Source organism: Acinetobacter sp. B51(2017) (assembly GCF_003711395.1).
GTDB lineage: Bacteria > Pseudomonadota > Gammaproteobacteria > Pseudomonadales > Moraxellaceae > Acinetobacter.
Genome location: NZ_PJRJ01000003.1, coordinates 154,710 through 169,448 on the forward strand (window position 1 = coordinate 154,710; position 14,739 = coordinate 169,448).

The window sequence follows — 14,739 nt, forward strand, 5'->3', positions numbered from 1 at the left end:
CTGCTATGTTTAACAAAATTTTAATTGCCAACCGTGGTGAAATTGCTTGCCGTGTGATTCGTAGTGCGAAAAAACTCGGCATTGCCACTGTTGCGGTGTATTCCGATGCCGACGCGCAAGCGCAACATGTCAAACAAGCCGATGAAGCAGTCTATATTGGTGAATCGCCTGCGGCACAAAGTTATTTACAAGTTGAACGCATTATTCAAGCAGCACTCGATACTGGCGCACAAGCGATTCATCCAGGCTATGGCTTTTTATCAGAAAATGACCAATTTGCCGAAGCGTGTAAAAAAAATAATATCGTATTTATTGGTCCACCAGTTGAAGCGATTTTGGCGATGGGCTTAAAAGCCACCTCAAAAGCTTTAATGGAAAAAGCCGGTGTACCTTTAACCCCGGGTTATCACGGCAGCAATCAAGATGCCGAGTTTCTAAAACAACAAGCTGATGCCATTGGCTACCCGGTTTTAATTAAAGCCAGCGCCGGTGGTGGTGGTAAAGGCATGCGTTTAGTGGAACGCAGTGACGACTTTTTAGCTGCCCTTGCTTCTTGTAAGAGCGAAGCCAAAGCCAGCTTTGCCAATGATGATGTATTAATCGAACGTTATGTGGTTCAGCCGCGTCATATCGAAGTGCAAGTCTTTGGTGATACACACGGCAACTACGTGCATTTATTTGAACGTGATTGTTCAGTACAACGTCGTCATCAAAAAGTCTTAGAAGAAGCACCTGCACCTAAAATGGCGGAGCCAAAACTCGAAGCCATGCGCCAAGCCGCCATTGATGCTGCCCGTGCCGTAAATTACGTGGGTGCAGGTACCGTTGAGTTTATTGTTGAACAAGACGGTACGGCGTATTTCATGGAAATGAATACCCGTTTACAAGTCGAACATCCTGTGACCGAAATGATCACCGGACAAGACTTAGTTGAATGGCAACTGCGTGTCGCTTATGGCGAACCGCTACCAAAACAACAACATGAACTCAGCATCAATGGTCATGCTTTAGAGGCGCGTGTCTATGCCGAAGAACCTGAAAAAGGCTTCTTACCTGCTATTGGTCAAATTCATTATTTAAGCTATCCAACCCAAAATGCGCATGTACGTGTCGATAGCGGCATTGTTGAAGGCGATGAAATTACCACCTACTATGACCCGATGATTGCCAAACTCATTGTATGGGGTGAAAACCGTGAAGCCGCGCTTACGCAAATGCATCATGCCTTAAGCCAATTCCATGTCGATGGTTTAGGCAACAACATTGCCTTTTTAGACCGCTTGGTGCGCTGTGAATCATTTGCCAACGCGCATTTAGATACCGGTCTAATTCAACGTGAAGAAGCATTTTTACTTGGCCCACAACCACAAGTTTCGCCGGAATTGGTAGTGTCTGCCGCACTCACTGAATTACTGTCGCGTTTTGCGAGCAATAAAACTGCCAATAATCCAGTTTGGCAGGCTGCATCATTATGGCGTGTCAATATCAATGCCCGTTATGCGGTAAAATTTGCCATTAACGGCATCGAAAATATAGTGCACTTTACTGCACAAAACGCAGGCTATGTCGCAGAATACGAAGGCCAAAGCTATGTCGTAAATGGTCAGTTGTTAGATGCGCATCATGTCAAAATTGAGTTAGCCGGTCGTAAAACCGATTACGCCTTTAGCTTAAGTGACAGTGGTTTAACTGTTTATCATAACGGTCAAAGCCATCATTTTGCCCATATTCAACCAAGCTTTAACAGCCAAGATAATGCTGCCGATGCAGGCAATTTAAAAGCACCAATGCCGGGGGTAATTACTCAAGTCTTAGTGCAACCCAATAGCCAAGTCAAAAAAGATGATGTGTTACTCACCTTAGAAGCCATGAAAATCGAATACTCGATTCGTGCACCGCAAGATGGTGTGGTGGCAGCAGCTTATTTCCAAGCTGGTGATCAAGTGAAAGCCGGTGATGAATTGGTGGAATTTGTGGCCTTGGAGGATGTGGCATGAGTGAATTTGTCAAAATCGTCGAGGTCGGGCCGCGTGACGGCCTACAAAACGAAAAAACGCCATTAACCTTAACGGATCGCAAAAATCTAATTCTAGATTTAATGCAAACTGGCGTAAGCGCGATTGAAGTGGGTTCCTGTGTATCAGCCAAATGGGTACCGCAAATGGCGATGAGCGATCAGCTGTTTGCCGAATTACCCAAAGACCCGAAGATTAGCTTTAGCTTACTCACCCCTAATATCAAAGGTTTTGAGTCAGCTTTAGCGGTCGGCTGCCAAGAAGTTGCGGTCTTTACCGCAGCCTCTGAAAGCTTTACGCAAAAAAACATCAATTGCTCAATTGACGAAAGCTTTGCCAAATTTGCCGATATTTTTGTAGAAGCTAAACGACACAACATTAAAGTACGTGGTTATGTGTCGTGTATCGTAGATTGCCCTTATGAAGGTGCCATTGATCCGAAAGTGGTGGCACAGGTCACCAAGCGCTTACTGGAAATGGGCTGCTATGAAGTATCTTTAGGCGAAACCATTGGTACAGCGACACCTAACCGCGTGAAAAAAGTTTGGGATGCTTGTTTAGCTACCACCGATGCCAAACTTTTAGCAGGCCACTTCCATAATACCTATGGCATGGCGATTGCCAATATTTATCAATCGCTTGAACAAGGCATTCGCGTGTTTGACTCATCCATCGCAGGACTTGGCGGCTGTCCATATGCCAAAGGGGCTTCAGGCAATGTTTCTACTGAAGATCTGTACTATTTGCTCTCCAATATGGGCTTGAGTACCGGCATTAACGTGGATGCATTAATGCGTGCCAGCCAAAATATTAGCCAAGTATTACAGCGTCATAATCCATCTAATTATGCTAATGCCTATTGGCAACAACGCTGCGCTTAGAGATTAAAAGAGAACAACAATGAATAAAGTATATGCAAGTGCAGCCGAGGCGCTGCAAAATGTGGTGCAAGACGGACAAACCTTAGCGGTGGGTGGTTTTGGCTTATGTGGTATTCCCGAAGCTTTAATTACCGCCTTAAAAGACACAGGGGTGAAGAACTTAACCTGTATTTCCAATAATGCGGGTGTAGATGGATTTGGTTTAGGTCTATTACTAGAAACCAAACAGATCAAAAAGATGATCGCCTCTTATGTAGGTGAAAATAAAGAATTTGAACGCCAATTTTTAAATGGTGAGTTAGAAGTAGAACTCACGCCACAAGGCACTTTGGCAGAAAAACTACGTGCCGGCGGTGCAGGCATTCCAGCCTTTTTTACTGCAACTGGCGTAGGGACTTTAATTGCTGAAGGCAAAGAAGTCCGTGAATTTAACGGCAAAGAATATATTTTAGAGCATGCCTTAACTGCCGATGTGGCTTTAGTCAAAGCCTATAAAGCGGATAAAGCCGGCAACTTAATTTTCCGTAAAACTGCGCAAAACTTTAACCCTGTATGTGCCACAGCGGCCAAAGTCTGTATTGCCGAAGTCGAAGAAATTGTTGAGATTGGTGACTTAGATCCCGATGAAATTCATCTACCGGGTATTTATGTACAGCGCATTATTTTAAATGCCACACCTGAAAAACGCATTGAACAACTGACTTTAAAAGTGGAGGCTTAAGCCATGGCTTGGACACGTAACGAAATGGCGCAGCGCGCTGCTTTAGAGTTAGAAGATGGCTTTTATGTCAACTTAGGCATTGGCCTACCCACCTTGGTCGCCAATTATATTCCTGAAGATATGAATGTGTGGTTGCAATCTGAAAACGGATTACTTGGCATTGGCGAATTTCCAACAGAAGAAACTGTAGATGCCGATTTAATCAATGCGGGCAAACAAACCGTCACCGCACGCAAAGGCGCAGCCTTTTTCTCGAGTGCCGAGTCCTTTGCCATGATCCGTGGCGGGCATGTCAATATTGCCATTTTAGGTGCTATGGAAGTCTCGCAAAGCGGTGATCTTGCCAACTGGATGATTCCGGGCAAAAAAGTCAAAGGTATGGGTGGCGCCATGGACTTAGTCGCGGGCGTGCAAAAAGTCGTGGTACTGATGGAACATAGTGCCAAAGATGGTACACCGAAAATTGTTGAGCAATGTGCCCTGCCTTTAACAGGCAAAGGCGTGGTACAGCGCATTATCACCGACCTAGGTGTAATGGATGTCACAGCGGAAGGCATTAAATTGGTGGAACTGGCTAAAGACGTCACTTTAGATGAGATTCAAAAAGTAACGGGTGTCCAACTGATCGCTTAAATTAATTTTTAATCTTAAGCCCTTTAAAGCCACTGGTTTTAAAGGGCTTTTTTAATAAAAAATCATCATGGAATATAAAGATGGAACAACAAAATTTTATGCAGCGCTTTGCGCTTCGGGTCAGTGATTGGTCAGAAAAATGGTTTCCTGATTCCTACATTTTCGCACTCCTTGGGGTGATTATTGTCGCAGTGGCAGCTATTTTTATTGGTGCCCCTGCACAGTCCGTGGCGCTCTCGTTTGGCGATGGTTTTTGGAGTCTGATTCCGTTTACTTTATAAATGTGTATGCTAATTGTGGTCGGTTATGTAGTCTCGGTCTCTAAACCAGTACAGGCTTTAATTCGTGTTCTTGCACGTCTACCGCATTCAGGCCGCGGTGCGATTGTGTTAGTGGCAACTGTCAGTCTACTGATTTCTTTAGTCAATTGGGCCATGAGTACCGTACTCACCGCATTACTCGTCATTGCACTCGCCAAACGTAAAGAGCTGAATATGGATTACCGCGCTGCAGCGGCAGCCGCCATTATTGGCATGGGCGCAACGTGGGCACTCGGCATTAGCTCCTCTGCCGCACAGCTACAAGCCAATAAAGCCAGTCTGCCTGAGCCAATTTATAATTTAACTGGCGTGATTCCTTTTACCGAAACCATCTTTTTACCGCAATCCATGATCATGACCGCAGTGCTGATTGTTGCTTCGATTGCGATTGCATTTTGGTCAGCACCTAAAGGTCAACATATTAAAACTATAGATCAATTTGATATTCAGCTTGATGAAGAAAAACCTGTTGAAGCCAACACACCCAAACGCCCCGGCGATTGGCTCGAGAACTCACCTTTACTCAGCATTTTAATTGTATTACTCGGTGTGGTGTGGATGGTCAATGAGTTTTCTAAAAGTAATCCGATTTTGGCCATTTCGAGCCTGAACACCTATAACTTTATTTTCTTAATGCTCGGCATTGCCTTACACGGTACACCACGGAATTTTTTAAATGCCGTCACCAAAGCAGTACCTGCCGTTGCAGGCGTTTTGATTCAATTTCCACTCTATGGCAGTATCGCGTTTATGATGACCAACGCCCATAACGCGCAAGATTTATCGCTGTCGCATTATATTGCCGAGTTTTTTGTTTCGATTGCCTCGCAAGAAACGTTTGCGATTGTGATGGGGGTTTACTCGGCTATTTTAGGTTTCTTTATTCCGTCAGGCGGTGGCAAATGGATTATTGAAGCCCCTTATGTGATGCAAGCAGCGCATGACTTAAAAGTACATTTGGGGTGGTCAGTGCAAATTTATAATGCAGCTGAAGCCCTGCCCAACTTAATTAACCCATTTTTTATGTTACCGATGCTAGGAATTTTAAAAATTAAAGCCAAAGACGTGATTGGTTTTACCGTCACCCAGCTGATTTTCCATATTCCTTTAGTGCTATTTCTACTCTGGTTTTTAGGTCGTACTTTAAGCTATGCACCACCGGTATTTTCCTAAATAAAAAAGGCGCATTCAGCGCCTTTTTTATGTGCAATTTAAAATTTAAACTACAACTTTTTTCACCAGGATTGAACCGACTGAGTAGCCCGCACCAAATGAACATAATACGCCGTATTCACCATCATTCACTTCATGGGCAGTTTTATGTAATGCAATCATCACACCTGCAGATGAAGTATTAGCAAACTCATCAAGGATAATTGGCGCACGTTCAATTGGCGCTTCTTTACCTGCTACGTATTTTAAAATCAATTCGTTCATGTTGACATTGGCTTGGTGCAACCAGAAACGTTTGATTTGTTCAGGGGTTAAATTGTTTTTTGCCACTTGGTTTTTAATGGTTTTTGCCACCAATGGACAGACTTCTTTAAATACCTTACGTCCGTCTTGACGGAACAATAAACCTTTACCTGTTGCTTGTTCAGCTGGGTTTAAATAACCAAAGTTATTACGGATATTGTTTGAGAATTGGGTATAGAGATAAGTATCTAAAATTTCAAAACCAGTTTTGCTGTCGGTATCCTCAATGATTGAAGCCATTGCCACATCACCAAAAATAAAGTGTGAATCACGCGAGGTGTAATCTAACTGACCTGATGTGATTTCAACATTCACCAACAACACACGGCGCGCGCCACATTTAATCGCATCATAGGCTTGTTTTAAGCCAAATGTTGCGGCAGAACATGCCACGTTCATATCGTAGCCATAGCCTTGAATACCCAATACCGATTGAATTTCAATCGCAAGCGCAGGATAGCCACGTTGTAATTGCGAACATGCCATAATCACAACATCGATATCTTCTGCAGTCACGCCGGCATTGTCCATCGCTTGTTTGGCTGCTGCCACGCCCCACTCCGCTTGTAATGAAATTTCTTCATTTGGACGTTCAGTTAAACGTGGACGCATAGAGTCGATATCTAAAATACCTGACTTTTCTGCCACATAACGGCTTTTAATACCAGATGCTTTTTCAATAAATTCTGCACTTGAAGTACGCAACTCTTCAATTTCGCCCGCGGCAATTTGAGCTGCGTTTTCAGTGTTATAACGTTCTACATAAGCATTTAAACTTTGAACTAACTCTTCGTTCGTGATGGTTTCAGCAGGTGTATATAAACCTGTACCTGTAATACGGATGCCCATGTAAAACTCCTATGGAAAAATGGTGAGTATATTAACGGATTCCTAAACGTTCCCAAACTTTTTGTAGACGATTGGCTGAAATTGGCATCTTGGTTTTCATTGGTTGTGAAAACAACGAGATGCGCAGCTCCTCGACCATAAAGTAGAGTTCTTTTAGGCGCGGGTCATTTTTAAAAGTGAACAATTTTTCCATCCAAGGGTCTACTTGATCAATGGCAGAATCGTCCCTTTGTAAATTATTTGGCAAACGCTCCAAACGCATAATTAAGGCTTTTAGATAACGCGGAAACTCAAGCCATACATCACTTGGCTTCATATAGACAAAATTCGACAATGCCATCAGATCAAGTTGATCTTCAATATCATCCATACTTTTGCCAAATACAGCGCTATTGAGTCCGCCTAAACCACGGCGGATCTCTTGCCACTGAATATAAATATCCGACATCACACGTAATGCCGTTTGACCATGCGTTAAGAAGGTCTTTTTCACCTCAGCCAGCAACTGTTCAAATTCAGCAGCATTCACCGGCAAATCAGTAATGGCCATTTCTAAAGTGGCATACACCAACATTTGCTCGAGTTTGGCTTTATCACCAAGGGGCGAATAAGCCAATGCCAATGGTTTAGAAATTTGTTTTTTCAGTTGACGAATTAAATCACCCAATTGCATATGCACCAGACGAATCACCCCTTGGCGATGCTGTCGAATGGCTTCGGCTTGATCGTTAAAGGTTTGAATCACCACACCCGACTCATCTTTTTGCTCTAAGGCAGCAAAATCTTTTGTGGCGACCAAAGCTTGGTATTGTTTCACCACTACACCGGTTACTTTTTGCGATGCTTCAAACACAAATTGCTCAGGGAAAGTCTTAAATTCACCTTTAAGCTGTTTGACTGGGCTATGAGTTTCGGTACGGCAACGGGCTTTGAGTTCGTTTAAGTCACGCCCTTGCTCAAGGACACGCCCTTTTTCATCAATCACTTTAATAAACGGTAAAAGGTATTGATCAATACGCTCAAGATTAAAGTCTTGTGCTGTGACCTGCTCGCCGCGCAATTGGAAACTTAAGAAACTTAAAATATGTTCGCGTAAATGTACCGCATCCACACGTTGCATTAACTTACGTGCGGTATCTGGGATCGGCACTAAATTACGACGTTTGTCTTTGGGCAGTGTTTTGAGTAGCGCTTCAATTAAATCCTGACGCCACCCCGGAATCCCCCATGACCACATATTTTCATCCACTTGCGCTAAAGCTTGCAGTGGAATGTTGACGGTTGCCCCATCTTGATCATGACTTGGGTCAAAACGATAACTTGCCGCAAGTCTTAAACTGCCGTTATGTAAATAATCTGGGAACTGCTGCGTGGTTGGACGGTCATTGAGCCACAGTGCATCATCTTCAACAAACAAGTAACGCGGCTGTTTTGGCTCAACGGTCGCGCGCCAATCTTCAAAACTACGACGGCTTGCCACTTCGGTCGGTACTTTATCAGCATAAAATTGATAAATGGTCTCTTCATCCACCACCAAATCACGACGACGCAATTTATCTTCAACGCGCTCAACTTCTTCAAGTTTAAGTAAGTTGTGCTTTAAAAATGGCGGAGTAATGCCTAGATTGCCTGTGGTTAAAGCATCACGTAAGAAGATTTCATGCGCGCCTGCTTGATCGACTTTTTCGTAATTCATTAAACGACGCGGTTCAATAATCAAGCCAAACAGCGAGATTTGATCATAGGCATTCACAATACCGGCTTTTTTCGACCAATGCGGCTCAAAGTAATGATGTTTGAGTAAATCACCTGCTGCCAATAAAATCCATTCCGGTTCAATCTTGGCCAGAGTACGTAAATACACCTGCGAAGTTTCTACCATTTCAAAAGCCATCACCCACGGGGTATTGGTTTTATGCAGCGTTGAAGCAGGGAAAATGCGCGCTTTTTGCTGACGCACCGCCATAAACACATTACGTTCATCGGTTTTATTGGCAATAAACGATAATAAACCGGTCAGTAAAGCACGATGTAGATTTTCGTAATTGGCTTTTTTCGAGTTAAACGACAATTTTAAACCTTGGGCTAAATCCACCAATTGTTCATGGGTTTTTTTCCACTCACGCAAACGCAACCAACTGAGGAAATACTGACGGGCAAAGTTACGCCGCTTATTTTCGCTCATGGTTTCGCGATTGGCGTGCAGCGTTTCCCACAGTTTTAAATAGAATAAAAAGTCAGAATCGGCTTCACGGAATAAAGCATGCTTTTGATCGGCCTGCATTTGTTTATCCGCAGGACGTTCACGCGGATCTTGTACCGCAAGCGCTGCCACAATCACCAACACTTCATTGAGTACACCAAAATGCGCGCCGCCTAAAATCATACGCGCAAGACGTGGGTCAATTGGCATTTTTGCCATTTGTTGACCAATTTTGGTTAAGGAATCTCCCCCAACCCCTCTTTTAGAAAGAGGGGCTTTTTCAAGTCCTCCTTTTTTAAAGGAGGATTTAGGAGGATTGTCTTGAGGCTGTTTAGCTTTTTTCTCGGTCATCGCGCCAAGTTCAATCAGCAGCTTACGACCATCATTGACTAAACGTAAATCGGGTGGCTCGATAAAATCAAAGTCTTCCAAATCACCAAAGCCTAAACTTTGCATCTGTAAAATTACTGATGCTAAGTTGGTGCGTTTAATTTCCGGCTCAGTAAATTCAGGACGACTTAAAAAATCTTCCTCAGAGTACAAGCGAATACAGACACCCGGTGCAATACGACCACAGCGCCCTTTACGCTGATTGGCTGCCGCTTGAGAGACTGCTTCAATTGGTAAACGTTGCACACGAGAACGATAGTTATAACGTGAAATACGCGCAAAACCACTATCAATCACATAACGGATATTGGGTACCGTTAACGCGGTTTCTGCCACGTTGGTGGCAATAATAATACGACGTCCACCACCCGATGGATTAAAGATTTTTTGCTGTTCGGCTAAGGCCAAACGTGCATACAGCGGTAGAATTTCGGTATGCCGTGGGCCATATTTTTGTAGGGTTTCTTGTAGTTCGCGAATTTCTTGTTCGGTTGAAGCGAAGACCAAAATATCAGCATGTTCAGGATGACCTTTGGCTTGTGCATCAGCAAAACATTCTTCTACAGCTGCAACCACCGCGCGCGGTAAGTTTTCTTCAAAATCATCAAATTCGTCGTCGTCACTACCACCCACAGGCAACTCAGACACCGGACGATAACGCACTTCTACAGGGAAACTACGGCCTTCAACTTCAAAAATTGGTGCGCCATTAAAGTAATTGCTAAAGCGATTCACGTCTAAAGTTGCTGAGGTAATAATGACTTTTAAATCTTTACGACGCGGTAAGAGCTGTTTTAAATAGCCCATAATAAAGTCGATATTCAGCGAGCGTTCATGCGCTTCATCAAGAATAATGGTGTCATATTTAGTCAGGAATCGGTCATTTGCTAATTCTGCGAGCAAAATACCATCGGTCATTAAACGCACAATCGAATCTTGCGAGCCTTGTTCGTTAAAACGCACTTTAAATGAAATGGATTCACCGAGTTTTTCACCGACTTCTTCGGCAATACGCTGCGATACGCTACGTGCAGCCAAACGTCGCGGTTGGGTATGCCCAATCAGACCGGTTAAACCACGTCCTGCCAACATGGCAATTTGCGGTAATTGTGTTGTTTTACCGGAACCCGTTTCACCTGCAACAATAATCACTTGATGCGCGTTGATGGCATCGATTAATTTGTCGGCATATTGGGTCACAGGTAAATCTTGATTGAGCTTAATGTGAGGTAAGCGCTCAACACGGGCTAAGACTTTGGCATGTGATTGATCCCAAAGTACTTGATATTGTTCTCGATTGGCATCCTTTCCTTTACGTAGTCGATTTAAACGGTGAAGGTCACGCGCCATCACCAACTGTTCTACATTTAAATCTCGCTGCACTGAAAAGTATTCCTAAAGCTCACAATAGCGCGCTATTTTACGCTGTTATGGGCTTTGGGGAAAGCGTAACAATTTTGAATATTTTGAACTTTTTTGTGTATTTGACCTTGAATTTTTAAAGCGCATCCCCACGTTTTTAACAGCTTTGCAAACTATATCTGTTGTACTAATTTATATAACAGGTTTACTGGTTTGAAATAGAGTTTTGTTGCTTCAATTCGGATTTTCCGATTTTAGTCATGCAAAAATTCTGTTTTAGCAAGCCGCCTAATTTCTATATGCTTATGGAAATCAAATTACAAACCTCAATCATGGAGACAATGATGAGCTTAATTAATACTGAAGTTAAACCATTTAACGCAACTGCGTACCACAACGGTCAATTCGTTGAATTATCAGAAGCTGATCTTAAAGGCAAATGGTCTGTAGTATTCTTCTACCCAGCTGACTTTACTTTCGTTTGCCCAACTGAGCTTGGTGACCTTGCTGACAACTACGCTGAATTCCAAAAATTAGGCGTGGAAATCTACGGTGTTTCTACTGACACTCACTTCACTCACAAAGCTTGGCATGACACTTCTGATGTGATTGGTAAAATCCAATACCCATTAATCGGCGATCCAACTTGGACTTTATCTAAAAACTTCGAAGTATTAATTGAAGCTGCTGGTCTTGCTGACCGTGGTACTTTCGTTATCGATCCAGAAGGTAAAATCCAAATCGTTGAAATCAACGCGGGTGGTATCGGTCGTGATGCTCAAGAACTTCTTCGTAAAGTTAAAGCGGCTCAATACGTACACGCTCACCCAGGCGAAGTTTGCCCTGCTAAATGGAAAGAAGGCGACGCAACGCTTGCTCCTTCAATCGACTTAGTTGGTAAAATCTAATCTTGATTAGATTAAACTGATTTAAAAAACCACGCTCAAGGCGTGGTTTTTTTATGTCTTTTCATCTATCAAAACTTATCTTTAGCGTATTAATAGTGCAAAATATAGCCAAGTATCATTTAGGGCTTTATCATGCATAAATTTACCGCTATTTTCTTGTGCTTCATTGCCTTACCCAGCTTTGCTAACACGCTGATTTGCCAAGGTCAATTGCGCAATAAAAGTATTAATGCTGATCTGTTGGTTGAAAAAAAATGTATCTTAGATAATGCTCAAATTAACGGCAATATTGAGATCAAGCCACATGGCAGTTTGGTATTAAAACGCAGCCAAGTCAGTGGCAATATTCAAGCTAATGCCTATTTTAGTGGTATACAGATTGAAGAAACCCGTGTTGCAGGCAACATTCAGTTGGCCGCAGGACGTGAGATCTTGTTAAAACGCAATCAAGTTGAAGGAGAGATTGATTTACAAAACAATCTAGGCACCATTCAACTTGAGCATAATCGTAGCCAAGCATTATTGTGCGTGCATAACCGTATTGCCCCGCTAGGTGCTCATAATCAAGCGCCTTCTAAAGTGGCACAATGCCAAACGCTATAAAAAACCACGCGCTTGGCGTGGTTGTTATGTTTAAGCTGCTTGGTGTGCTTTTTGTGCTGTGGCTTGAATCACTTCATGAATAAATCTTAATTTGTTTTGTACTTCAAGATTAATGACAAAAGGATAAAAATCATCTTGCCCCATACTGCGATTTAAGCTATTCATGGCAAAGGAAATGGGCAACCAAGCTTGATAAATCTCATCAAGACTTTGATTATAGTAAGGATTTTTCTTTACAGCCAAATGCATTAAATGGTCGTGTTGCTGTTGTACCACTTGAGGGCGAATTTGCATCCCAAAAGAATCTGCTGTTTCAAGCACATCGACAATATGTAAATAATGTGCCCAGGTTTCTGCCCAATCTTCCCAAGGATGCATGGTGGCATAAGGGCTAATATAATGTTGCATCCAATCGCTTGGCGGCCCTTGATGATAATGACGATCTAGCGCCTGTTGATAATCCATGCGTTCATCGCCAAATAAGGCACGGCATGGCTGCAAAAATTCGGTGCCATCAACCAACACATCCCAATAATAGTGCCCTATTTCATGGCGAAAATGCCCGAGTAATGTGCGGTATACCTCATCCATATTGTTACGTGCCATCGCACGTTCTACATCATCAGCTTCAGCAATATTTAAGGTAATCAAGCCATTATCATGTCCTGTCATGACTTTAGGTTCATGAGGACAATTGGGGTCAGCTTTAAAATCAAAGGCCAAACCCTGCTGTGGATTTTGTAGCTTATTTTCCAATGGTAATTGCCAACGCAATAAAGCGTAGACTAAGCGATGTTTAGCCAGTTCAATTTTATGCCAACGTTGACGATATTCAGGCTCGCTTAAATTTGGAATCACTCGATTCAGCGAACATGCCAAACAAAACGCTTGTTGATCTGTCTCAAGTAACAACCAATTACAGACGTGATATTGTTTATTTTGACAAAATTTATATTGGGTTTGACTGCTTGGTTCAGTCCATATTGCAGCATCCTCACTACCCTCTAAGGCCACCATCTGCATCTGTTTCGCATCAAAGCCCAACGCATGCTGACAAGCCGTACAATAATTATTATCAAAATATACAGGCTGATGGCAGTTAGAACATTCAAATAATTGCATTTTCTTTCTCAATCATTGTTATTTTGCTGAATTTTAATTGAGTTTTTAGCGCGACTACACCACACAATTGTTACTTTTTTCATCTGCCCAACAGCCGCGAATAGTCGATGAGGCCACAGTACTTTTGCGCCGCTGTTTGGCATAAATTTGGCATAGTAACTTGAACATAGCAGTTTACAATACTGCTATATAGAAAAGCGGCTAATTCAAGTAATTTCAAATAAGCCGCAACATAATAATGATAGAAAAAACCTTTGTGAATAAGGAGTTGCCTATGGGAGTAGCACTTAGAGTCACGTCATGGAGATATAACTCGACGTCTCGGCACTTACACATTTTTTATGACAATGGTTCAGCAGAGCTGTATTACTCTGTACCTAAATTTGTCTATGCCAATTTATTACGTCGTAGTGATAAAGCCGCTTTCGTACATAAATATTTAGAATATGATGTGCATTTTACTAGAGTCAGTTTGCTCTAAGGCCAAATCGCCAGTATCCCCTTGTAAACGTCAAGCGTGAATGTCAGCTTTCGCCCTATATTCACGCTTGTGGCAGCAATCTCGTGTATTTTGCTACATCTCTGGCTTAAAGCCTGTTGTGACGATTGGACTGTGGCAATCACTGCATAATATCTCGCTCTTTAAGCTTGCCGCCCCCTTCATCACTAAGGTGTTGGTGTTGACTGCGCTATCCTGTATATGGGTTTATAATGCTTGAATCAATTTAAAACGTGGCATAACTTGCCCCTCAATCTCGACATCTTCTAAAAACATTTCCAGCGGGCGCACCCACATCGAATAATCCCCATATAAACACTGGTACACCACCAATTTTTCTTGTGTTTCACTGTGGCTCGCTACATGGAAGACTTGATACTGCTTGCCTTTATAATGCTGGTAAATACCACGCTGTAATTGCATAACATCACTGCTCTTTTGAAAATGAAGTAATTAAATTAACATAAATGAGTCGGTGCTGCTTTACTTGAAACTTAACATAAATCCCCCATATAGATTTATGAAATTGTTGATGAAATGATCTTTAAATCTATTTTTCCGATCATATTTATAAAAACTAACCGTTTTATCTATTTATCGATCTATTTTATGATTGTTTCATCAAGTAAATATTTACTCCTTTGGAGACGTTAGCAATGTTAGATCAAAATACACAAGCGCAATTAAAAGCTTTATTAGAACGCCTAGAAGGCCCAATTGAATTGGTTGCAGCCCTAGATGATTCAGATAAATCAAC

Annotated in this window: 11 protein-coding genes and 1 pseudogene; 8 read left to right on the plus strand and 4 right to left on the minus strand. The window is 42.4% G+C overall.

The features are described from left to right. Positions 1 to 5 precede the first annotated feature (5 nt). The 5 genes and pseudogenes from CYK47_RS02850 to CYK47_RS02870 all read left to right on the plus strand — a co-directional run bounded on the left by CYK47_RS02850 (position 6) and on the right by CYK47_RS02870 (position 5,743). Entirely contained in the window at positions 6 to 1,997 is a 1,992-nt protein-coding gene (locus CYK47_RS02850) for an acetyl-CoA carboxylase biotin carboxylase subunit (RefSeq protein WP_122898728.1), read from the plus strand. Continuing rightward, positions 1,994 to 2,896, plus strand: coding sequence for a hydroxymethylglutaryl-CoA lyase (locus CYK47_RS02855; RefSeq protein ID WP_122898730.1), 903 nt, complete (start codon positions 1,994 to 1,996; stop codon positions 2,894 to 2,896). The genes CYK47_RS02850 and CYK47_RS02855 overlap by 4 nt, the downstream gene beginning before the upstream one ends. A gap of 19 nt (positions 2,897 to 2,915) precedes the next feature. Further along, positions 2,916 to 3,617 carry a CoA transferase subunit A gene (locus CYK47_RS02860; RefSeq protein WP_122898732.1) on the plus strand — a complete coding sequence of 234 codons (702 nt, stop codon included), beginning with the start codon at positions 2,916 to 2,918 and terminating at the stop codon, positions 3,615 to 3,617. A gap of 3 nt (positions 3,618 to 3,620) precedes the next feature. Beyond that, positions 3,621 to 4,250 (plus strand): CoA transferase subunit B, encoded by a 630-nt coding sequence (locus CYK47_RS02865; RefSeq protein ID WP_122898734.1) that lies wholly within the window; start codon positions 3,621 to 3,623, stop codon positions 4,248 to 4,250. An 80-nt stretch (positions 4,251 to 4,330) separates the two neighbouring features. Next, positions 4,331 to 5,743 (plus strand): annotated as a pseudogene (locus tag CYK47_RS02870) (short-chain fatty acid transporter). 45 nt (positions 5,744 to 5,788) lie between these two features. On the opposite strand, the gene CYK47_RS02875 reads toward CYK47_RS02870, so the two are convergent. Together CYK47_RS02875 and hrpA are read right to left on the minus strand one after the other, a co-directional pair. Next, positions 5,789 to 6,895 carry a beta-ketoacyl-ACP synthase III gene (locus CYK47_RS02875; protein WP_122898736.1) on the minus strand — a complete coding sequence of 369 codons (1,107 nt, stop codon included), beginning with the start codon at positions 6,893 to 6,895 and terminating at the stop codon, positions 5,789 to 5,791. Between the two features lie 31 nt (positions 6,896 to 6,926). Beyond that, positions 6,927 to 10,871, minus strand: coding sequence for an ATP-dependent RNA helicase HrpA (hrpA, locus tag CYK47_RS02880; protein WP_122898738.1), 3,945 nt, complete (start codon positions 10,869 to 10,871; stop codon positions 6,927 to 6,929). A gap of 323 nt (positions 10,872 to 11,194) precedes the next feature. On the opposite strand from hrpA, the gene ahpC reads away from it, so the two are divergent. Both ahpC and CYK47_RS02890 read left to right on the plus strand, forming a co-directional pair. Beyond that, positions 11,195 to 11,758 carry an alkyl hydroperoxide reductase subunit C gene (gene ahpC / locus CYK47_RS02885; protein ID WP_122898761.1) on the plus strand — a complete coding sequence of 188 codons (564 nt, stop codon included), beginning with the start codon at positions 11,195 to 11,197 and terminating at the stop codon, positions 11,756 to 11,758. 132 nt (positions 11,759 to 11,890) lie between these two features. Then, positions 11,891 to 12,361 carry a hypothetical protein gene (locus tag CYK47_RS02890; protein ID WP_122898740.1) on the plus strand — a complete coding sequence of 157 codons (471 nt, stop codon included), beginning with the start codon at positions 11,891 to 11,893 and terminating at the stop codon, positions 12,359 to 12,361. A 30-nt stretch (positions 12,362 to 12,391) separates the two neighbouring features. Here CYK47_RS02890 and CYK47_RS02895 read toward each other — a convergent pair whose 3' ends face one another. Continuing rightward, on the minus strand, positions 12,392 to 13,483 hold the full coding sequence (locus CYK47_RS02895) for a zinc-binding metallopeptidase family protein (RefSeq protein WP_122898743.1): 1,092 nt from the start codon (positions 13,481 to 13,483) through the stop codon (positions 12,392 to 12,394). Positions 13,484 to 13,757: 274 nt separating this feature from the next. Here CYK47_RS02895 and CYK47_RS02900 point away from each other — a divergent pair, with 274 nt between their 5' ends. Next, positions 13,758 to 13,964, plus strand: coding sequence for a KTSC domain-containing protein (locus CYK47_RS02900; RefSeq protein ID WP_122898763.1), 207 nt, complete (start codon positions 13,758 to 13,760; stop codon positions 13,962 to 13,964). Positions 13,965 to 14,189: 225 nt separating this feature from the next. Here CYK47_RS02900 and CYK47_RS02905 read toward each other — a convergent pair whose 3' ends face one another. Continuing rightward, complete coding sequence (locus CYK47_RS02905; protein WP_122898744.1) at positions 14,190 to 14,405, minus strand: DUF1653 domain-containing protein; 216 nt, start codon at positions 14,403 to 14,405, stop codon at positions 14,190 to 14,192. Between the last annotated feature and the right edge of the window lie 334 nt (positions 14,406 to 14,739).